This is a genomic window from Bartonella sp. ML69XJBT (genome assembly GCF_028618515.1).
In the GTDB taxonomy this organism is placed as follows: Bacteria; Pseudomonadota; Alphaproteobacteria; order Rhizobiales; family Rhizobiaceae; genus Bartonella.
The window spans coordinates 60,315-82,608 of record NZ_JAQITB010000009.1; the positions used below are offsets into that span (position 1 = coordinate 60,315).

The window sequence follows — 22,294 nt, forward strand, 5'->3', positions numbered from 1 at the left end:
CTCATTTATCGGACCTTTCATTGGTCCCTTTGTCTTGGCGCAATACGCCTTTTTTCTCTAATTGACTGGAAGCGATATAGCCCACAGACCGAAGAATATTCAATACACCAGCAGCAAATCCAAGAAAAAGAAAAAACACCAACCCCCATGGTAATGAACCTGCTATCTTATCAAATCCCAACCCCAAAACAACACCTACAACAATACTTGCCAAAAACTCACTGGAAAGCTTAACTGCACGTGCAATCCCACCGTTTTTTTCTTCTCTCCCATCCTTCTCTTCCCGCTTCTTTAATGCCTGTTTACGCATTAAAGCTAAACCTAACTTATGACTACGACATTCCAAATCCTCTGAATGAAAACAGTCTCCTTGCTTTTTTCCTTCAGCTCTCTCTCTTGGCATAACGGGTTCACCGTCCTTTGCCATCATCAGCTCCTTCGTTAAAAAGCAGAGTCAAAACATACTTTACAAAACCTTGGGCATCATATTGTTCGCGAATTTATTCGTCAAGATGCTAAAAGAAATCTATCACAATTTATCGCAATAAATAATATGCCTTCCAATTTTACAAATTTCAATCACTGATATATCTTAAAATAATCATCTCTCATCTGCAAATAATACAGTGCTCTCTCACCCTAATGCACACTCTCTCCTTATAACACAACTCTAAAACATATTGAAAAAATATCTTTATTGTATATCTCATCCATCATGAGTAAATAATATATGGTTCTCATGAGAGCTTTTTTATCTTAAAATATAATCTTCAGACTCTGATTTATGGATTGTTCTATAAAGAGAATTTTAGATATAACTAATACAATTTTTCACAACTGTAAGCGCTTTCTTGATCGTCTCTTCACTGTTGAATATTGATAAACTAGGAAATAGCTTTGCTTTTTATTTGAATAAACCACTGTAAATTTGCTTTTCTGTCCCATAATGCTAAATGTTTAGCAATTTTCTTTACACAAAACAGCATTGTTATGCGTTTTTTCCCAAAACGATTTTGTTTCATATATTGCTTCTTCTCACAACCTCTCCATAAACAATTTTCTTTTTTCTGGGCAAGAGAAGTTGAAATAGCCGAATATTATGATATTCACTATCATAATACATTATTTTGAACTTTTCCCCACCAAAACACGAGGGCTTCTCTCAGAGCCTCTCTGTAAACAATCTGAATTTTCTCGAAGGTAGCCTTACTGTTGACCCCCATAATGTTTCATCTCATAAACACTTTGGACAGACTCTACTCTGAATATTCGCCATACAATTCATAAAAACACCCCATATGTACAGTTTTATATGCCTCATATCACTATGCTAAAGAATGACGTTTACGCTACAACAAAATGAAGCAATCTCTTGCTCAATAAAGAGCTGTTTTCTCTTTTATTAAAAATAACGCTATTATCTATTGAATTGATCAATTCAATCTTGAGAATAATACATTATATTTGTGAAATAAGCTGACTTTTCAATGCATTATTCAACAGACCTTCACTTACTCAAAGAAGAATTATTTCTTTCTGGAACGTACTGCAAAAGGATTATCAGATGCTCGTAATGATATGCGAATTGGTACACCAGGCATATCAAACGTATCACGCAATCCATTGGACAGATAACGTAAATACGATTGAGGCATTACTTTTGGTCGCGAACAAGAAATCACAAACCCAGGGGGACGTGTCTTAACCTGTGTTATATATTTAACTTTAAGTCGACGCCCCGAAATTGCCGGTGGAGGATGATGCGCAACAACAGTTTCAAGCCATCGATTCAATTTGCCCGTGGAAATACGGCGATTCCATACACGGTGCATCATCATGATATTTTCCATCAGTTTATCAATTCCCTGACCGTATTGGCCTGATAAAGGGACAGCTCTTAAACCACGAACCTGTGGGAGAAGGCGGCTACATTTTTCATGCAAATCAATCAATGTTTCCTGACTATTCTCTACAAGATCCCACTTATTAAAAGCAATAAGCGGAACGCGTCCTTCACGAATCACAAGATCAGCAATTTGCAAATCTTGCTTTTCAAAAGGTATCGTTGCATCAAAAACAATTACCACAACCTCTGCAAAACGAATGGCACGTAAAGTATCCGCAACAGAAAGTTTTTCTAATTTTTCTTGAATTTTTGACTTTCGACGCAGACCTGCAGTATCAAAAAGTTTAATATGTCGACCGCGCCATTGCCAATCTACCGAAATAGAATCGCGCGTAAGTCCCGCTTCTGGTCCTGTTAATAATCGTTCTTGTTTCAACATGCTATTGATGAGAGTTGATTTTCCTGTATTGGGACGCCCTGCAATTGCAATCCGAATGGGCTTATTTTCATCGTAAACACACTCCTCTTCTTGCAAATCTTCCACATCATCACCAACAGATGCAGGCTCTACAGCAATAGTCTCTCCTTTGTGTTCTCTTTCAAAAGCACGCGCTCTACCAATAGCATCTATAATTGCATCACGAAGATCTGTAAGCCCCAAACCATGTTCAGCAGATATTGGACAAGGCTCTCCAAACCCTAATGACCACGCTTCATACTCTCCTCCTTTTGCCGCTTTCGACTCAGACTTATTGGCAACAAGCACAATTGGTTTTCCTGACTTGCGTATCAGCGAAGCAAAATTTAAATCACTTGGTGTTACTCCGCTTTTCGCATCAAACATAAATAAAATAAGATCTGCTTCATCAATAGCTACTTTTGTTTGAGAACGCATACGCCCCTCAAGGGTATGATCAGCTGCCTCTTCCAAACCGGCTGTATCAATCACATCAAAACGCAAATCTTGAAGTTTTGCCGCATGAATACGCCGATCACGTGTAACGCCCGGCTTATCATCAACCAACGCTAATTTTTGCCCAACTAACCGGTTAAAAAGTGTTGATTTCCCAACATTGGGGCGCCCAACGATAGCAATGGTAAGGGACATAGATTTATTCCTTATTTGCTTTGCCCTCAGCTTGCATAAGCTCAAGCATAATTCGAGCCCGATCTATTACTTTTGATCTCAGCACACCTTCTGTAGAAATTTTCCGAAAATAATCAGCTGCTTCATCCATCTTACCTGCTTTATATGCTGCTAAACCTAAAGCCTCTCTTGCTAACATACGCATAGGATCAATATCATTTGCCATCTCTTTGACACGCTTTTTGACATCATCGAAGGTTCCTGTATCAACCAAAATATAGGCAGCACGAATTCTTGCAACTTGCCGCAAAATTTGCGGTGCTTTTTCATCAGCAGCAACGGAATCAAAAGCCTCTACCGATTTAACAACATCACCTTGTTCCATAAATAAAGAGGCTTCATGCAAACGAGCAAGAAAAGGATATCCTCCAAAATGAGAGACTTTAACATCTTCCAATTGCTTTAGCGCCTCATCAAATTGACGTTTATCCGCAAAATCAAAGCTTTTCACAAATGCATCACCAATAGAACCGGCTTTTTTTATCTGCTCATGATGATAAACTTGATAAGCAATTATCATGAATATAAAAAGAACAACTGCCCCAATAATTGAAAAACCATAACGCCTCCAAAAAGCAAGAGCCTTTTCCTGACGAAATTCTGCATTAACTTCAGCAATAAAACTATCATACGACATGTATCATACCTTGGAAAAATTACTTTCTTGTGCTTTTACGCATAAATGAACAAAGATGGTAGCCCTTATTAACTAAAAATTTTAAATTTTCTCATCCATGTGTTTCAAATCAACATCTATTCGAATCGCTTGGACTTTTGCAATGGCATCAACAAAAAATGATATAACTGCCTTTTGGTTCATATTGCGTTTTTTACCTCTTTAAATTTTGAGAGAAATGATCATTGCCTTAAGATCTATCATGTCACCATCGCCCCTTCTATCAAGAGTTCTTTATATTCCCCTTCCCCCTGTATGTATGGCAGCCATTTTTTAAACTTTAAAACAATAGTTGTATTACATTCTTTTAAATTTTCGCTTGTAAAATGATAATGGGAAGGCAATTCTTTTAAAAATTCTTGAACAAAAAGCTATTGTTTTATTGTCATGATTGAAAATACCTATAATCCGATCAATAAATGCTGGAGCTTCGTGAAAGATGAATAAAAATCTCAATCTTAAGCAAAACTCTTTGTATATATAATATCTCTTCACTCCTTGACAAACTTTTGTACCTGATACCTACAGTTTCTAAAAGCATTTCATTGTAATGGCCAAATCCACATGAGCATTGGAACAGCAACAATAACTACCAATACTGCTAGTGGTGCACCAAAGCGTGGATAATCACTAAAACGGTATCCCCCTGGAGCCATTACCAACATATTACTTTGATGTCCAATAGGTGTAAGAAACTCACACCCTGCACCAATGGCAACTGCCATAAGAAAAGCTTCCGGCTTATAATGAAGAGAATGGGCAAAACTTGATGCAATTGGTGCTACCATCATGACTGTCGCTGCATTATTCAAAAATGGCGTTACTAACATGGCTGTAACCAGCATCAGTGCTAAAGCACCAGATGGTGGTAAAAATACCGCCAATTCACTCAGCCATTGTCCTATAAGATCTGTACATCCTGTCTTCTCTAGCGCCTCACTAACTGGAATAAGAGTTGCTAATAAAACTAATATTTGGCCATCTAATGCTTGATACAAATCACGGGCTGGTAAAACGCGAAAAATAACCATTGCTGCAGCAGCAGAAAAAAAAGCAAAGGCAACAGGAACAATATGAAAAGCCGTAAAAATGATCGCTATAAATAAAATAGCCAAAGAGATGAAACCATGTCGTAAATTACCGAACACAATATTACGTTTGGCTAAGGGCAAACATTTCAATTCCCGTAACAAATTTGGAATAATCATATCTTGCCCTTGCAAAACAATTACATCACCAAGATGAAAAACAATATCACCAAGCCTTCCCCGTATCCTTTCATGCTGACGACTTAAGGCAAGAAAATTGACATTATAGCGATCAAAGAGTGAAAACTCTTTTGCACTGATACCAATAAGAGGCGAATTATGTGTAACAACGGCCTCAATAATATCGATGTCACTGTCTTTATCACCCGTAGGAAGAGTTCTATCCGTAGAAAATTCTAAACGAGCAGAATTCATTACACTATCTAATCCTGTATGCGAACCTTCCAGCAAAACAATATCGTTTTCAGACAAAACAAAATCTGGTAGAGGTGAAATAGACACCTTGTTTCTGATGATTTGAAGCACCATAACATCACCACCTGATGGCTTCACCAAATCAACAATGGTTTTTCCTACAATCGGTGAATTTGTTGGAATATGTACTTCTGAAACATAGTTACGAATATCAATAGCATCATCAAACGATACACCTGAACGGACACGAACAGGTAAACGCCAAGAAAAAAACACCACGTATAATACTCCAGCAGTAGCAACAGCTGCACCAACCGGCGTAAAATCAAACATGGTAAAAGGAGCCCCCGTTAAACGCTCTTGCATCGCTGAAATAACAACGTTGGGAGAAGTTCCTATCTGTGTCATAAGACCGCCCAACAAAGAACCAAATGCCATAGGCATCAAAAAAACAGAGGGCGAAACCTGAGAACGACGAGCAAATTGAAAAGCAATCGGAAGCATGATAGCTAAAGCACCAATGTTTTTCACAAACATTGACAAAAACACCACGGAAATAACCAAAAAAGCCAACTGAAAGCGCACTGATTTTACATCTGGCCATATCCGTTGGATAATAAATTCCATGATACCAGAACGCGATATAGCCGTACTGACAACAAATACACTTCCCACGATCATAACAATATCATTACTGAAACCGCTAAATGCCTCCTTCGGACTGACAAGTCCAACAGTACAGGCAATCAATAAGGTACAAATAGCAACAAGATCATAACGGAATCTATCCCAAATAAAAACAACCATCATGAATCCAATGATAGTAAACGCCATTATTTGATCTTCTGTCATGATACCCATCTTTCCCCTTTAGATTTCAATAAATAATAACATATGTTTTATTTTTTAACTTTCCCTATAAATAGCAGCAAGATAAAAGCTTACATGAGAAAACTTTTAAATATTTTAATGATAAACATAATCGTAATCGACAGAGACTTTCTTCTTCTTATGAAATGATTTTTTATAAAATATTGAAATTAAAGAAATTTGGTGACATCTGATGAAAGCATATTGCCAAAAAGATGAGAATGATTCTACATGTACAAAGCGGGTGGAGGGAGATAACTGTTCGGTGCATACTCTATCTGAACCTTTGTCCTCGCTTAAAGGAACTTGTCTATATTCTCACATACAATGATAAAAGCGAAAGAAGAAATGATGGTTAATCTTAATAGTGAGTATCACAGTAATCTAAGATATTGGCTAACTTGTATTATTGGTTTTTTTACTGTCCTAGCAATTATAATTGTTGGTGGTTTTTATATGGCAAAACCCTATCTTAATAATTTTGTGAAACAAGAAATAGCCCGCCGTTCTATAAAAGCGGAAACATCCGATGTTAGTATCATAGGTAAAGTCAACTTAACAAATGTTACACTCCCGACCCCTGCTGGCACATCACTTAAAATTGGTGCTCTTTCTGCTCGTCCTCCTATTTCTTTTATCCCTGGCGCTTTTACATTCTATAATGTTGATTTGACGTATCATGATATTCATGTGAAAATTCCCCAAATTTCTCTCAATGGTGTCTTTCTAAAGGAAAAAGATAGTACAATCACATCGCGCCTTTTGCAATCAATTATGCGGATTGAACTTTCCTCAATCGTTGCTCCGGATATACAGCTTTCTGTGAACAATACCCATCAAAATGTTGAAAAATTTGAAATGAAGAATTTTCAGCTTTCTGATTTAAAAAATGGTCATATTCGCTCTATTGGCTTTAAAAACATGGACTTAACAACGATAGCAGTAAATGGTGCTAAACAGATGTCTCTTGTCGCTAAAAGTGATGCAATAAAAGCCCATGACATTGATATTAATTACGCATATTCCATTATTCTGGGGGAAAACAACGTTCTCAATCAAGGAAAAACCATTACTGGCGCCATTTCTTTGAATAATATAAGAGTTGATCTTTTTCAAGAAACAGAAAAAAATGCTTCTTTCTTGCTCGGACAATTTAAAACATCTGGTCTCAAAATGAAGCCGCTTAAACAAACGCCTGAAAAATTGATTAAAGCTTATCTTAACGCCAGAAAAGAAAATAATCAGGACGCTGAAAAAACAGCACGAAATGGTATCCTTCTCAATACACTGCTCGCTATTACCTCAGCTGATGCAGAAGTGAATAATCTCGCCATTGATATACCACAGTTGAAAGCAACGCTTGAATCATTCCAATTCAAACCAAGCCTGTGGAAGCAACCTATACCGAAAAAACTTCTTCTTTCTCTTAATAACTTTTCAGTTTTACCTAAAAAAATAGAAAAAAAAGACTTAGATTTACTCAAAAAAATAAACCTTGAACGTTTTGATCTTTCAGGAAAACTAGATATTTCTTATGATGAAAAAAAACGTATGCTTTCTCTTAATGCAATGTCTTTCAACATCAAAAATATTGGATCTGGAAAAATAACCGCAAAGGTTGTTGATGTTGATGAAAAACTTTTTTCTGCCCAAAAAGATTTTATGATCGCTGCTTCTCAAAATCTTGGTCTTACCGATATTGACATCAGCTATACGGATGCTGGTTTTATTGATAAGCTTTTTTCTTATCTTGCACAAAATCTTAGTGACACAAAACATGATCTTAAAAAAGAACTCTATGATAACTTCTATCTGATGATGACACAAACTCCAAAACTACTGCTAAAAAGTCATGACGAAGCGGAAAAGATTTCAAAGGCTTTTGGCGAGTTTGCTGAAAATCCTCAAACCTTGGTTGTCAAAATTAGAGCAAAAGACAACAAGGGACTTACAATAAATGATCTTGAATCTGCCTTACAAAATGATTTGTCCACAGTTTTGAACAAAGTACATCTCTCCGTAAAGAATGAAGCATTACCTTAAAAGCCATGTTTTAGCATTCAGCATGATGTTGTTGTCTATAATTTAAAAGCTTTATTCCTCTTTTTTCTTTTGTATGATACAAAAAAAGTGTCATACGGAGTGGCTTGTGCAAAATATATATTTGTGAAATTGCTGATAGTTGGAGTTGTTCATGTCTGATTTATCTTCAAATCGCCTACCCAATCGTGCTTCTCGTGTTACCAACCAAGCACTTTCCGCTATCGAGCGTTTTCTCCATATTGAAGCTCTCAGCGGTATTGTCCTTTTATTAGCTGCTGCTGCTGCACTCATTTTTGCCAATTCTCAATATGCGTCTCTTTATGAATCTTTTTGGCATACACCTTTTGGCTTTAACTTTGGCCATTTCTCCCTCTCATGGGATTTGCATTTCTGGGTTAATGATGCCCTTATGACTATTTTCTTTCTCGTCGCAGGAATGGAAATTCGACGTGAAATTCATGAAGGTGCTCTTGCCGACTTTAAACAAGCAGTACTACCAATCGTTGCAGCAATAGGTGGAGTTTGTCTTCCAGCAATTATTTATTTTAGCTTCAACTTTAATGAGGGACATACGAATGGTTGGGCTGTGCCAACAGCAACAGATATTGCCTTTGCGCTAGGCATTCTGGCTCTCCTTGGCAAAAGAATTCCTTCTAATCTTCATATTATCCTCTTATCTTTAGCAATTATTGATGATATCATTGCAGTTCTCATTATTGCTTTCTTCTACTCAACAAATATTGACCCTAGTGGACTTATTATTGCCGCAGCAGGTATTGCTTTAGTTTTCTTTTTTCAATGGATTGGCCTTGCATCAGCATGGCTTTACATTCTGCCTGGTGCAATCATCTGGTGGGGGTTAATGGCAACAGGTGTTCATCCATCCCTTGCCGGCGTGATTTTAGGCATGATGACCCCTGTTTTTCCTACTCGTACTCTTGTAGCACCGCTCACCATGTTGAGCAACGCAATGCAAGTTCTTCAAGAAAAAAATACCAAAACAGATCTACATCATATTTCAACTGCATTGAAAAAAATGCGTAAAGGACAACGCGATATGATCGCGCCAGTAATACGTGTTCAAAAAGCATTGCATCCATGGGTTGCCTACGGCGTTATGCCAATTTTTGCCTTTGCAAATGCTGGTGTTAGTTTTGCAAATTTTGATCTTTCTTCTCATGAATCGTTGTTCATTGTGCTTGGTGTTGTGATTGGTCTGTTTGTGGGTAAACCTTGTGGTATTATTGCTGCTAGTTATCTCGCAGTGAAATCAGGATTATGTCGCCTGCCTCCTCAGATGACGTGGACAGGCCTTTTACTCATTGGCTTTTTAGCAGGAATTGGCTTTACAATGTCTATTTTCGTTTCAATGCTTGCTTTTAAGGATATTATCCTGCTTGATTCTGCAAAAATTGGTGTCCTTTGTGGGTCTGGTTTATCAGCTCTGGCTGGTCTTGGATATGGATTCATTTATATCAAGCGCAATAAAAAAGCTCTTCATAGTTCTCAGTAAAACAAATAACAGTATTTTTTATGCTCGCTTTTAAAAGGTAATTTAGCTTATTCATTGCGCTAAAATTTATTCTAATGGTAGAGAAAAATGAGGAAAATTTTCTAACCTGCTTTATCTCATCATCAATAAGTCAGTAAAAAAGGCTTGTTTTCTTTCAAACTTATTCTCTGATAAACTTTATAAAAGAAATAGAATTTAAATAATGTCTGACCTACATGGAGAAATATGCCTGCATCTGGTTAAATCTTAACTCACAAATGCAAAGAGACATTGCCTATTGAGGTAATCAATAAAGCAATCATCATAGAACAAATTGCTCATTGCAAGTATTTGCAGAAAAATAGATAATATTTAAAAGTATCTCAACATACTCCTATTGCGCAAACTGTGGTTAAAACAGAATGCCACTCAGTTGCCAATTCACGGGCTTGTTTTAAAGAGACATCTCTCAAGGTACCCAAGCCCATTTCGCGACGGCACCCATGAATGGTATAACAATAAAGCCATTGAGCACCGCCATCTTTACGCTTGTGGAGTAATAAGCCTGCATCATCTTTATATTTGCCAGCCCCCAATGTTGCTACAGCCCTTGGCACTTAAGACGATTCATAAGAGGCATTTTTACTCCTTTCTTGTACAGTTTTTACTCACACTCCAGCCCCGCTTTTGACGTGCACGCAAGTGAACTTGATTGATTCACGATAAGCAGATTTGAAACGAAAGAATCTTACGATACTCGGGACTCTCCTTCAATATGAATAACACTAAATTAGCTTTATAAATCAATGTGTTGTATACAACAGAATACATGATGTTTGGTTGATTGAGAGCTATCCTATTATGCTATAAAATATTGTCATTTAGGGTAGTGATATAAGACCCTACACACTTTAAATGTTTTTAGATGATGTAGTGGATATTCAAAGCAGGACTTTTCCGTAAAATCTTACGACGCGAATTATACGAATGGTCAGCAGGTGAAACCAACCGAGAGGAGCTGGATTGTTTATAGATTAGCAGTGGTGGGAATCTTCGTTATTGAGGACTAGAAAAAGATCAGGAGAAAATGTTTTACTGCGCTTACTGTAAATACCCCATATCCAAGACCTGTAAGCGCAAATAAATCAATTACGATAGGGGAAAAAGAGAGCTTTTGTACATTTCTTCAATTGAGAATATTTCTTTAGGAGTAACTATTACACAAACATTTATTTGAGATTTTTATTCATCTTTCACGAAAAGAATAAATCTACGAGATACAGATAGAGTTTTCTAATCATCGCTGTATGAAAATAGAAAATATCCATGAAATATAGTGCAGCAAACCAATTTTGTATAATTGTGTAAACAATCCTATGAAATCAAAAACATGGACTCATCTTAGCATTTACAAAATTTCCTCTCTAAACATGTTTCTTTGAAAAGATGGTATACTTATTCTTTTCTTCTCGACATTTATGCAGCAGATTCTCCACTGCCCTATACACTCTGTATATATGCATAGTCCATATTTTTAGAAATCTTTTTAGAGCTAAAGAATGTCTATCCCTTATCAAGTCCATAAACAGCATGTAATGTTCTCACAGCAAGTTCAGTGTAAGCGCTATCAATCAAAATAGAGATCTTAATCTCTGAGGTCGTGATTGCTTGAATATTAATACCCTTTTCTGCCAAAGCCTTAAATGCCGTAGCCGCAACACCTGCATGGCTGCGCATTCCAATACCAATAACAGAAACCTTGGCAAGATCACTCTCAAATTGGATAACATCAAACCCAATTTCTTTACGATTTTTCTCAAGAAGAGTAACAGCCTTATCTACATCTGCTGACGGTACAGTAAAAGTCATATCCGTTTTCGAGCCATCTTCAGAAATATTTTGCACAATCATATCAACATTAATTTGCTCTTCAGCCAAGGGACCAAAAATTGCTGCAGAGATCCCTGGACGATCTGCAAGCCGACGCAAAGAAATTTGCGCTTCATCCTTAGCAAAAGCAATACCAGTAACATTTTGTTGTTCCACGATTTCATCCTCATCGCAAATAAGTGTTCCAGAAGAATTCATTGCATCCCCCGCATCTAATAGATCAGGATCCTCAAAACTCGAACGCACAAAAGTACGGACTTTATGAACCATTGCCAATTCAACAGAACGAACCTGTAAAACTTTTGCACCAAGAGAAGCCATTTCCAGCATTTCTTCAAAAGCAACTTTTGATAAACGGCGTGCCTTAGGCTCTATACGTGGATCCGTTGTATAAACACCATCCACATCCGTATAAATATCGCAGCGGTTAGCCTGTATAGCTGCCGCTATAGCAACAGCACTGGTGTCTGATCCTCCACGCCCTAAAGTAGAAATCCGATTATCTAGAGATAACCCTTGAAAACCAGCAATAACGGCAACCTGACCTTCCTGAAAACACTGTATCAAAAAAGATCCATCAATATCTGTAATACGTGCACGACTATGCGCACTGTCGGTGCGAATAGGAATTTGCCAACCAAGCCATGAACGAGCATTCACGCCCATTTCTTGGAGTGTAAGAGCCAATAAACCCGCTGTTACCTGTTCCCCAGAAGAAACAACAACATCATATTCGTAAGTATCTTTATATATTGGTGAAGCCTCACAAGTCCACTGAACAAGCTCATTGGTTTTTCCAGCCATTGCGGATACCACAACCGCAACCTCATTGCCTGCATCCACCTCCCTTTTAACATGCCGTGCAACATTATGAATACGTTCAATGTTTGCTACAGATGTTCCGCCAAATTTCATGACAATGCGTGCCATCGCTCACACTCTTACCTTTACATTTCTTCCCTCAAACGACAGTGAGAATAGAGACTTACTACCGTATCAGCAAACTATCCTTTCACATACCGAATATCTATCATTTGTGCAAGTTCCGTTATGTTTATATTATTTTCTCTTGACTTTAAAATAAAATCCATCTGACTTAATCATAAAAAAGTAAAAGGAGCGTGACATGCTAAATGAAAAGCGTACGACTATTGACCAAGATGAAATTAATCATTTTTCACGTATCGCTGCGGAATGGTGGAATCCACAAGGAAAATTTCGCCCTCTTCATCAATTCAATCCAACACGTCTTGCTTATATTAGAGAAAAAATCTGTTCAGAATTTAATCGTGATCCTGTTTCACTTACACCCTTCGAAAATTTGAGAATTCTTGATATTGGTTGTGGTGGTGGCTTGTTATGCGAACCAATGACACGTCTTGGTGCTATGGTTGTGGGGGCTGATGCTGCGCATACAAATATTGAAGTCGCAAAAAACCATGCAGCCCAAAATGGTCTTTCAATTGATTATCGTATCACCACTGCAGAAGCACTTGCCAATGACGGAGAACAATTTGATATCATCCTCAATATGGAAGTTGTTGAACATGTGGCTGATGTTAATCTTTTCATAGCAGCCACAGCAAAAATGCTCAAACCACAAGGGGTGATGTTTGTCTCTACACTCAACCGTACATGGAAGTCATGGGGACTGGCTATTATAGGTGCTGAATACATCCTAGGTTGGCTTCCCAAAGGAACACATGACTATAAAAAATTCTTAAAACCTCACGAACTTAAAAATTTCCTATTCCAAAATACTCTTACTGTTATTGATGAGATTGGTATTACTTACAATCCATTAAATGACAGCTGGAATCGTTCAAAAGATATGAATGTTAACTATATGCTTCTGGCAAAAAATACTCCGTGAGCATACATTTACAATTTCTCTACGTCTTGCAACAAAGAATTGAGCTCCCCCTCTTCTTCTAAAGTATACAGATCATCACAACCGCCTACATGATAATCACCTATAAAAATTTGTGGAAATGTATTACGCCCATTGGCGCGCTGCACCATTTCTTGGCGAAGAGAAGTAGACGCATCAATATCTGTATATTTTACCCCTTTTTTATCAAGTAAATCTCTTGCTCTCGTGCAGTAAGGACAATGAGGACGTGTATAAAGTATGATCTCTTTCATAATGTTATTCTCCAATCTTTTCAAATTCGTTTTGGCTTAAAGCTTCTCTTAAAAATTAGGAAAAATAGAAGCCTCGTTTAGTACACGCGAAAATGTCAACACATCAACTTGACGCGCACCTGCACGTTTTAATGTTGCAGCAGCTGCTGTAACTGTTGCACCTGTTGTGAAAACATCATCAATGAGCAAAATAGAACGCCCCCTTAAATATTTTTTCACTTTATCAGGTACCTCAAAGGCATTCAACACATTTAGTTTTCGTTCCCTAGCAGATAAATTCACCTGCGGACGGGTATGTCGACAACGCACAAGCCAGCCAGGCTTAAAATTTTTTTTCTGCGCTCCTGCAATATAACGAGCAAGCTCAGCAGATTGATTATAGCGTCTCTTCAAAAAACGACGAAAATGCAAAGGAATGGAAATAATAACATCACAATCATCTATAATCTCGCGCCCAGCAGATACCATCCAATTCGCCATAAAAGATGCCAGTTCTATGTGATCTCCATATTTCAATCGCGTTACCAAAGCTTGCGCCACGCCTTTGTGAACAATAGCTGAGCGAACACGCGAAAAAGGATAAGAGTGTTTAAGAGCTTCACCACTGAGAAAACCATCTCCCATATCACAAACAAAAGGAATTCCCATAACAGGACAATAAGGTTTTGTAATAAATTGGAGTCCTCTCCAACATTCAGGACAAATCGTACCACAAGAAGAAACTCTTTGCTTACATCCAGGACAAATTGGTGGATACAAAACTGTGAGCAAGCGCTCAAAGAACTTACTTAATATACTCCCGCCATTTAACGCCACTTCCTGAAAGTATAACATCGTTAATTTAGGCTTTTATAGCTTCCCTATACAAAAAATCCTTTTACATTTTTTAACTTTAATTCCTTTAAAAACTCTTACTTCTTATAAATTTGTTTTTCTTTCACATCATAAGCTTGACAGAACTTGCGCAAAAATGAACCTTCTCAAAATATACGCATTACAAATTGAGAGACTTTAACAATATGTCACATCCTTTCATTTTTGATCACAACCGCATTGAACAATTCCGCAAACGTGCTTTCCAAAAAGCAAAAGAAGGATATGACTTTTTACTGTCCCATATGGCTGAAGATCTCTTGAAGCGCCTCAGTACTGTTGATCGTCTCTTTACATTAGCGCTCGATTTACACAGCCATACAGATCTTGCTGCGCAAGCTCTTCTGAAAACTGGAAAAGTCCATTGCATAGAACGTATCGAGACCGATATGCTTTATCAAAGCCATGACAAAAAATTTCATTTACGTTCTCGAGAATTTCTTGATTTTCCCCCCAATTATTGTGACCTTATCGTGTCACTTCTTTCATTACAATTGACCAATGATACCCCTGGCGTTCTTAGTCAGATAAAAAATATCCTAAAACCAGATGGCTTATTTCTGGCTGTTATGGCGGGGGCTGGTACACTTAGAGAATTACGTGAATGCCTCCTTCAAGCTGAAATGGAAATCTATGATGGAGCAAGCCCTAGGATCTATCCTTTTGCCGATATTCGTGAGGTTGGTGCTCTTTTGCAGCGTGTTGGTTTTGCTCTGCCTGTCGCAGATATTGAAGATGTTACCATACGCTACAATACAATGTTTGATCTCATAAATGATCTTAAAGCTATGGGAATGCAAAATGCGCTCGTCAATCGCTCACGGCGTCCTGTATCCAAACGCTTTTTTCTCCGTGCAGCTGAAATTTATGCACAACAATTTAGCGATCCTGATGGACGCATTCGCGCGCATTTTTCTTTTATTTGGCTATCTGGTTGGGCTCCTCACCCAAATCAGCAAAAACCCATAAAACCAGGATCAGCACAAATATCTCTTACAGATGTTTTTGTAAAACACCCTAAAAAACTGTAGATTTAACATGGAAATTATTTTTCAAAAATGCTTCTATCCGTTGTCCTTAACATCTGACTGGTTATCGTTCCAGCCAACATTGAATCACTTACATTGAGAGCTGTACGCCCCATATCAATGAGAGGTTCAATAGACATAAGTACAGCAACCAAGGAAACAGGAAGCCCCATAATGGGCAATACTATTAATGCAGCAAAAATAGCACCACCACCAACACCAGCAACACCAATAGAACTCAACGTTACAACACCAACAAGAGTAGCAATCCACATAGGATCAAAAGGATTAATCCCCATAGAAGGCGCTATCATGGCTGCAAGCATTGCTGGATAAAGACCAGCACAACCATTCTGTCCAATTGTTGCTCCAAAAGAAGCTGCAAAACTGGCTATTGATTGTGGTACGCCAATCCATTGCGTTTGCGCCTCAATATTCAAAGGAATACTTGCAGCACTAGAACGACTGCTAAAAGCAAATGTCAAAACTGGCAAAACTTTTTTGAAAAACCGGAAGGGATTAATTCCTGATATGCCAAGCAATACACCATGAATTGCAAACATAAGTATAATACCAACATAGGAAGCGATAATAAAAACCAATAAATTTAAAATATCGGCAACGTGTGAAGATGCTCCTACTTTAGTCATCAGTGCAAAAATACCATAAGGTGTCAAAGCAATCACAATACGGACTAACCGCATAATCCAAGCTTGTGCTACTTGAATAAATAAAAGTGCTTTTTCCCCTTTTTCTGGATCATCTTTCTTTAAAAGAAGAGCTGCAGCCCCTAAAAATGATGCAAAAATAACAATACTGATAATTGATGTACGTTTAGCTCCACTTAATTCAGCAAAGGGGTTTTTAGGAATCAAAGATAAAATCATCTTCGGAATATTCATATCTCCAAGTTGAGAAATACGATCCCCAAGAACAGCAGAAACATTTTGTCCTTCATGGATCAAACCACTCGCTGTTAATCCAAAGACATTAACAACTAAGACTCCAACCAACGCTGAAAGAGCAGTGGTAAAGAGCAATATTGAAATTGTCATTATACTCATTTTTCCAACAGCATAAACAGAATGCAAATGAGCAACTGCTGAAACGATAGAGATAAAAACCAATGGCATCACAATCATTTGTAGTAACAGGATATAGCCATTACCAACAATGTTAAACCATTCAACCGATTTCAACAAAGTGGTTTCACCTTCTCCATAAATAACCTGCAAAATACTTCCAAAAATTAAACCAAGGATAAGCCCTAGCATAACACGTAGTGAGAGACTCCATTTCATCCTCTTACTTTGGGCAAGCCATAATAAGAAAATAACAAATAGAAATAAATTGATAAAAAAATTAAATGTCATTGTTTATGCCCACTATTGTTATGCTTGAGATTGAATAATATGCACAATCTAAAATCAATGCCTGATATTCGAAAATGGAATATAAAGCTTACAAAGCTTTTACAAAATCATTATTTTTTTAATTTATAAGTTAAAAGAGGAATTTTTATCTACTAATAGCTGTTTAAAGAAGATAAAAAAATTAAATAAAAGCACTCCCCCTTAATCTATCAAAGTTTATGGATAAAATATAAACAGTACGCATTATGTCTCAAAACTCAAAAAACAATTTCAATATACATTATTGTATAAAAAGCATGAGCATTTTCTCCTGCTTTTTAAAGCAACAAAACCTTTTTATAATGCTCTGTAAATTTCCGAATAATTCTATAGCTTGTTTTTCTTCATACACCCCCAAATTATCCTTGCTAATTTTATAATCAATATTTTGAATTGTTTTTCGCATCATTTCTTTTAAAATACGGATCACATTATCGAAAAGAACCTTGACATATTCTTTCTCAGTTCTCAGTGAAAACCTTTTTTTGTTATTTGAAACGCCTGTTGTACATTCTCTGCTGTAATAAACATTCTTTTTAAAGAGTAAAAAATATAAACACAATGATTGTGGGACTTATAACCTCATATTCAAGGATATATAGATAGGTATTATCTTATGTTTTTATGTATCGCATTCTTTCATGGGACTATCCCCTCACAAAGCACAGCATATTATTATCCTGCACATTGTACGCTGGTTTTAAAGAAATGCCTCTCAATGCTCCAAATTCTACCACACGGCGTAACCTCTAAACAGTATGGTGTAAAGCTATTGAGCACTACGTTCTTTAAAAGCTATGAAGGGGTAAAGTGAGCATCCTCATCATTATTTATCAGCTCACTATTTTTCGAGAGCCCTTGTATTGAGACGGCTTATAAGAAGCATTTTTACTCCTTTTTTCAGTAGTTGTTCTCTACCAATCCCGCTTGCAACATACAAGGAACTGATTTTAATTGTTTCACTATAAGGGGATTTGAAATAAGAAAAATTTATAATATTTGAGACTCTCATTTAATATCAAAACAATAAATTATCGTTATAAGTCAAATGTTTTATTCTAAATATCGCGCGTATTATTTAATATAAATTGGAATAAATTATCAAAAAACAGCACATAATTATTGGTATAAATTAGTTAAGAAATATTTGGCACTCCAGCAGTTGTATTCCACATCTACCTGTTTATTATAACAAGAGCTCAATTTCTTTATGCCTAATTTATTGTTTGTCTTCTATATTTGTATTATTGATATGTACTAAGATATATAGTCTAAATCAGATAGAATAAGCTTTATGGCTATATTAAAATAAAAACGATAATGATTTAGAATACCGTGTCGCTAAAGGATATATTAAGGGTATGCAAGAGAAAAATCGAGCTCCTTATACTGAGAGAATATAATAATAAGCAATTTAGGAAATTAAAACTTGCCAACCTTCATGCAATTAATGATTGGAATAATTCAAAAGAAATTTTCTTTTAGAAAAATTGAAACAAACTTTTATAAAAATGTTTAAGTACACAAAAAACTCTCAATTTTCCAACTGGTATTAGCCGAGAAAAGCAACTTATGGATACGAGAAAAAATAACACCCAATCCTCTGAATCGTTAAAAAACGCTGTTATAATTTGCGCTCTTGCTATATAGATATCTTTTATTATGTTGTAAAGAGAGGAATAAAAGCCTTAACGAGATATTACCACTTTAAAAAGTAAAAATAGAGCAATATATGCTTTTATCTTATAATAAAAGTTTTTTTTCTTATTCGCATAATAATTGAGTGCTTATAGGTTTATTTTTAATAACATAAGCTACTCTCTATATAAAATAAATAATATATTAAGATAAAAAGAGAAATAATTAAGTAACAAAATAATAGTTAAATTTGAAATCTTATTTAAAAATACTTTTTATATTTAAAAAAATTGTTTTCTTATACGTTACAAATGAAACTCGCTTTATTGATAAAGACAGTTAAGAAATAGCTCATGCCTCTTTATGAATCTACTAATATTAAGAGCAGAGATACAATTTTGATTGAGAAAATATTATAATGGTGCTGATCTACTATTTCCATTAAGTTAAATGAGAATGCTCAATCACTTTTAACGCTATACCCTTGATAAAGCTGAAAAATAGGCTTTAAAACCAAATGAAATGTCTCTCTAAAGAGAAACTACAAATGAGTCATAATAATGATACGCCGCTCTGTAAAAGTGCAGAGTAGTTTTTTGCATTTAAATTTAATAAGCACATTCTAAAAATAGAGGTTCTACAGTACCACTCCACAGTGAATGATAAAAAGATAAAAACCTATCCGCATCTGTCTGTCCCATTGCAATCACTTCTTCTAGAGGAACCAGAAAAATCGTCTCATCCAAACCATCCGTATCATACTGTCGGCGATTTTTTAAGCCCTTGCGTGAAATAGCAACAGCTTGACGGGCTATTTCTAAAATGGTGGTCTGACGAAAAGGTGTTCTTAATCCTTCTTTAGGAACACGTCCACGCATCTCCAAAACTTCTTCAAAACACCAATCTTTTGTCAAAGCCTCTGCTTCATTAAGTGCTTCACTATCGTAAAGAAGTCCAACCCAAAAAGCCGACAATGCACAGATACGCTTCCAAGAGCCACAATCAGCTCCTCTCATTTCTAAAAATCTTTTTAAACGGACTTCAGGAAATAAAGTCGATAAATGATTAATCCAATCTCCCATATTGGGTACTGAATTTGCAACCTGCCCTCTTAATGCCCCATTTATAAATTGACGAAACGTTATATGTGTACAATCATAATAATGACTGTCGCGCACAATGAAATACATGGGTACATCAAGTGCCCATTCAACGTAATCAGCAAAACCAAAACTCTCAGAAAATACAAAGGGAAGGACTCCAGATCTCTGATTATCAGTATCGCACCAAATTTCAGAGCGCCAAGATAAAAAGCCATTCGGTTTCCCCTCTGTAAAAGGTGAACTGGCAAATAATGCTGTCGCAATAGACTGTAATTTCATAGAAACTTGCATTTTTCGCCGCATATCAGTTTCAGATGAAAAATCCAGATTAACCTGAACTGTCGATGTGCGATACATCATATCAAGACCACTGTGCCCCACTTTTGGCATATAATTAGCCATAATCTGATAGCGTGATTTAGGCATTCGCGGAGTTTGCGCTAAGGTCCACTTTGGACTAGCACCCATTCCGAGAAAACCAATCCCCAATGGTTCTGAAATTTTCTTGAGAAGAGTTAAATGCTCCATGAGCTCATAATAAGTGTGACCAATTGTTTTTAGTGGTGCACCAGATAATTCAAATTGCCCTCCAGGTTCTAAAGAAATGGCACCTTGATCAACTGATCCTATAAGCCCAATAATATTCCCTTTATCTAAAATAGGTCGCCATCCTAAAGCTTCTTGCATTCCCTCTAAAAGTGCACGAATCCCTCTTGATCCTTCATAGGGGACGGGGCGAAAACCATCTATGTAGAACGGAAATTTTTCATGTTCTGTACCGATACGCCAATTATGCTCTTCTTTACACCCCCCTTGGAAATAGCTCACCAAGGAATCTAAGTTATTAATTTCACTCTCATCATTTACATCAAGCGCCATAACTTATTGTATCCTATCATCAGTGACATCATTTAAATGAATCGTTTAGAATAATTATTACACGCTTCTTAATGAATTGACCAATCCCCCACCGTAACATTAAGAAGAGCCAAAGCAGCAACAGCAGCAGTGTCAGCACGTAAAATACGCGGTCCTAAAGATATCGGAATTACAAAAGGGTGCTTTTTTAAAAAGTTTCGCTCTTTTTCACTAAACCCACCTTCTGGTCCAATGAGAACACCAGATGTCGTCATGTCATGCCTTTGTAGAAGATGTAATGGATTATGCAATTTGCACACTTCATCACAAAAGAATAAAGGGCGTGCTCTATCCCAATTTGCTAAAAGTTCTGCTAACGAGACTGCAGTTGCACATTCAGGCAAAGATAAAATGCCACATTGTTCAGAAGCTTCAATAACATTAGCCTCCATACGCGCCATATTGATACGCGTAACCTGTGTATGATGCGTTATAACAGGCTGCAAAGTCGACACCCCCATCTCAACAGCTTTCTGCACCATATAATCCAAACGCGCATTTTTAATTGGAGCAAAACAATAAATGAGATTTGAATGCGTCGTTTGCAATCTTTCTTGATGGATAAGCTGAGCCACAACAAATTTTTTCTTAACGGTAATGAGTTTAGCAAGCCATTCGCCATCCTGTCCATTAAAAAGTAAAATTTCCGTTCCTTCTTGCATCCGCAAAACACGGACAAGATAAGAAGCTTGCTCCCCCTCTATCTTTATTTCTTCATTCAAAGCAAGTGGTTGTCGGATAAACAATCTTTTAAGTTTATAATTTATGCGCATAAAAAATCGTACCAAAACTCATTATGATTATCGAAAAAACGGAGAAGAACATATAACAAAAAGAAAAAATTATATCTATAGAGCTATAACATATAAAGAATTATAGAATTTTTTAGCTTTATGAGATAGGCATGGAACAAATTAGACTCTAAATGATTCTGTTTACAACTTTATAAAAACACACTGTTTATCATTACATTCAATCATTGAAGTATGATTGGAGGGGAAATATGACTGCTAAAAAAGCCACAATTATTACTATTACCACTCTTTTAGCCTTTATTCTCATTACTATAGGCATTGGCTCTGTTGGAGCGGATGAGGATCATACAATCAGCAAAGATGGTTATGGTATTTCTTCTAAGCCCATCATCTAATTTTATGCTACAAATAACTTGTTGATTTATCATGCCTTTTTTAGGGTGAGGGTTGTTAGAATAAAAACGAGGGAATAGGATTTTCCAAAAAGCCTCTCACTTATTGTGAATCAGCACTTCTTTTCGAGGTGTTTTTTTTGCCATACCACATACCCAGAGGGTCTCTACTTCTAAAAAGTCAAAATCTTTAAAGATCTCTCGAACTGCATCACAATCATTCAGACTCAAGACAAATTTGCCTTCGATACCTTTGAGAATTTTTGCCATGCTCTCAAAATCATCTTCAACAAAATTCCCAGAGCTATAACACTTCTTCTTCAAAAAATAAGGTGGGTCTAGATAAAACAAACTATCAGGTGCATCAAATAGCTCCACAACCCGCTCCCACGATAAGTTTAAGATAGTTGTATCTAGAAGCTTCTGTCTAACACGTCGCATTCTTGATAAAAGCTTCTCGGGATTAAAACTAACCTTTCTCTTTTTGCCAAAGCTAAATGATGCGTAATCTTTTTTCCCATACATCACACAACGTTGGAGAAACAAAAAGCGTGCAGCTCTTTCAACTTTAGAGAGGCTCTCTGGGGCAATAGATGCAAGTTC

The 22,294-nt window shown here is 36.6% G+C and carries 16 protein-coding genes and 1 pseudogene; 5 read left to right on the forward strand and 12 right to left on the reverse strand.

What is annotated here, in order from left to right; genetic code table 11:
- Nucleotide 1: 1 nt before the first annotated feature.
- The 4 genes from PVV68_RS04650 to PVV68_RS04665 all read right to left on the reverse strand — a co-directional run bounded on the left by PVV68_RS04650 (nt 2) and on the right by PVV68_RS04665 (nt 5,984).
- Nucleotides 2–427 (reverse strand): AtpZ/AtpI family protein, encoded by a 426-nt coding sequence (locus PVV68_RS04650; RefSeq protein WP_273720796.1) that lies wholly within the window; start codon nt 425–427, stop codon nt 2–4.
- 1,099 nt (nt 428–1,526) lie between these two features.
- Nucleotides 1,527–2,954 carry a ribosome biogenesis GTPase Der gene (gene der / locus PVV68_RS04655; protein WP_273720778.1) on the reverse strand — a complete coding sequence of 476 codons (1,428 nt, stop codon included), beginning with the start codon at nt 2,952–2,954 and terminating at the stop codon, nt 1,527–1,529.
- A gap of 4 nt (nt 2,955–2,958) precedes the next feature.
- A complete protein-coding gene (locus PVV68_RS04660; protein ID WP_273720779.1) occupies nt 2,959–3,630 on the reverse strand; it encodes a tetratricopeptide repeat protein in 672 nt (223 codons plus the stop codon).
- A 581-nt stretch (nt 3,631–4,211) separates the two neighbouring features.
- Nucleotides 4,212–5,984 carry an SLC13 family permease gene (locus tag PVV68_RS04665; protein ID WP_273756508.1) on the reverse strand — a complete coding sequence of 591 codons (1,773 nt, stop codon included), beginning with the start codon at nt 5,982–5,984 and terminating at the stop codon, nt 4,212–4,214.
- Nucleotides 5,985–6,353: 369 nt separating this feature from the next.
- Here PVV68_RS04665 and PVV68_RS04670 point away from each other — a divergent pair, with 369 nt between their 5' ends.
- Together PVV68_RS04670 and nhaA are read left to right on the forward strand one after the other, a co-directional pair.
- Nucleotides 6,354–8,045, forward strand: coding sequence for a hypothetical protein (locus tag PVV68_RS04670; RefSeq protein WP_273782690.1), 1,692 nt, complete (start codon nt 6,354–6,356; stop codon nt 8,043–8,045).
- A 151-nt stretch (nt 8,046–8,196) separates the two neighbouring features.
- Entirely contained in the window at nt 8,197–9,558 is a 1,362-nt protein-coding gene (gene nhaA / locus PVV68_RS04675) for a Na+/H+ antiporter NhaA (RefSeq protein WP_273720781.1), read from the forward strand.
- Between the two features lie 392 nt (nt 9,559–9,950).
- Here the strand turns inward: nhaA and PVV68_RS04680 are convergent.
- Together PVV68_RS04680 and PVV68_RS04685 are read right to left on the reverse strand one after the other, a co-directional pair.
- A pseudogene (locus PVV68_RS04680) lies at nt 9,951–10,177 on the reverse strand (Arm DNA-binding domain-containing protein); the annotation flags it as partial.
- A gap of 923 nt (nt 10,178–11,100) precedes the next feature.
- Nucleotides 11,101–12,357, reverse strand: a complete 1,257-nt coding sequence (locus PVV68_RS04685) for an aspartate kinase (RefSeq protein ID WP_273782686.1) — start codon at nt 12,355–12,357, stop codon at nt 11,101–11,103.
- Between the two features lie 196 nt (nt 12,358–12,553).
- Between PVV68_RS04685 and ubiG the strand changes: the two genes are divergently transcribed.
- Complete coding sequence (gene ubiG, locus PVV68_RS04690) at nt 12,554–13,300, forward strand: bifunctional 2-polyprenyl-6-hydroxyphenol methylase/3-demethylubiquinol 3-O-methyltransferase UbiG (protein ID WP_273720783.1); 747 nt, start codon at nt 12,554–12,556, stop codon at nt 13,298–13,300.
- An 8-nt stretch (nt 13,301–13,308) separates the two neighbouring features.
- On the opposite strand, the gene grxC is transcribed toward ubiG, so the two are convergent.
- Both grxC and PVV68_RS04700 read right to left on the reverse strand, forming a co-directional pair.
- Entirely contained in the window at nt 13,309–13,572 is a 264-nt protein-coding gene (grxC, locus tag PVV68_RS04695; protein ID WP_273720784.1) for a glutaredoxin 3, read from the reverse strand.
- A gap of 48 nt (nt 13,573–13,620) precedes the next feature.
- Nucleotides 13,621–14,406: a ComF family protein gene (locus PVV68_RS04700; protein ID WP_273720785.1), complete on the reverse strand. Its 786-nt coding sequence runs from the start codon at nt 14,404–14,406 to the stop codon at nt 13,621–13,623.
- A gap of 185 nt (nt 14,407–14,591) precedes the next feature.
- On the opposite strand from PVV68_RS04700, the gene PVV68_RS04705 reads away from it, so the two are divergent.
- Nucleotides 14,592–15,476, forward strand: a complete 885-nt coding sequence (locus PVV68_RS04705) for a methyltransferase domain-containing protein (protein WP_273720786.1) — start codon at nt 14,592–14,594, stop codon at nt 15,474–15,476.
- A 14-nt stretch (nt 15,477–15,490) separates the two neighbouring features.
- Here the strand turns inward: PVV68_RS04705 and PVV68_RS04710 are convergent, their stop codons facing one another.
- From PVV68_RS04710 to PVV68_RS04720, 3 genes are all read right to left on the reverse strand, one after another.
- Entirely contained in the window at nt 15,491–16,846 is a 1,356-nt protein-coding gene (locus PVV68_RS04710; RefSeq protein ID WP_273720787.1) for an L-cystine transporter, read from the reverse strand.
- A 2,285-nt stretch (nt 16,847–19,131) separates the two neighbouring features.
- Nucleotides 19,132–20,505 (reverse strand): glutamate--cysteine ligase, encoded by a 1,374-nt coding sequence (locus PVV68_RS04715; RefSeq protein ID WP_273720788.1) that lies wholly within the window; start codon nt 20,503–20,505, stop codon nt 19,132–19,134.
- Nucleotides 20,506–20,573: 68 nt separating this feature from the next.
- Nucleotides 20,574–21,317, reverse strand: a complete 744-nt coding sequence (locus PVV68_RS04720; RefSeq protein ID WP_273720789.1) for a 16S rRNA (uracil(1498)-N(3))-methyltransferase — start codon at nt 21,315–21,317, stop codon at nt 20,574–20,576.
- Between the two features lie 230 nt (nt 21,318–21,547).
- Here PVV68_RS04720 and PVV68_RS04725 point away from each other — a divergent pair, with 230 nt between their 5' ends.
- Nucleotides 21,548–21,694, forward strand: a complete 147-nt coding sequence (locus PVV68_RS04725) for a hypothetical protein (protein WP_273720790.1) — start codon at nt 21,548–21,550, stop codon at nt 21,692–21,694.
- Between the two features lie 96 nt (nt 21,695–21,790).
- Here the strand turns inward: PVV68_RS04725 and PVV68_RS04730 are convergent.
- Nucleotides 21,791–22,294, reverse strand: a 504-nt coding sequence (locus PVV68_RS04730; protein ID WP_273782688.1) for a DNA adenine methylase, incomplete at its 5' end; no start/stop codon positions are given.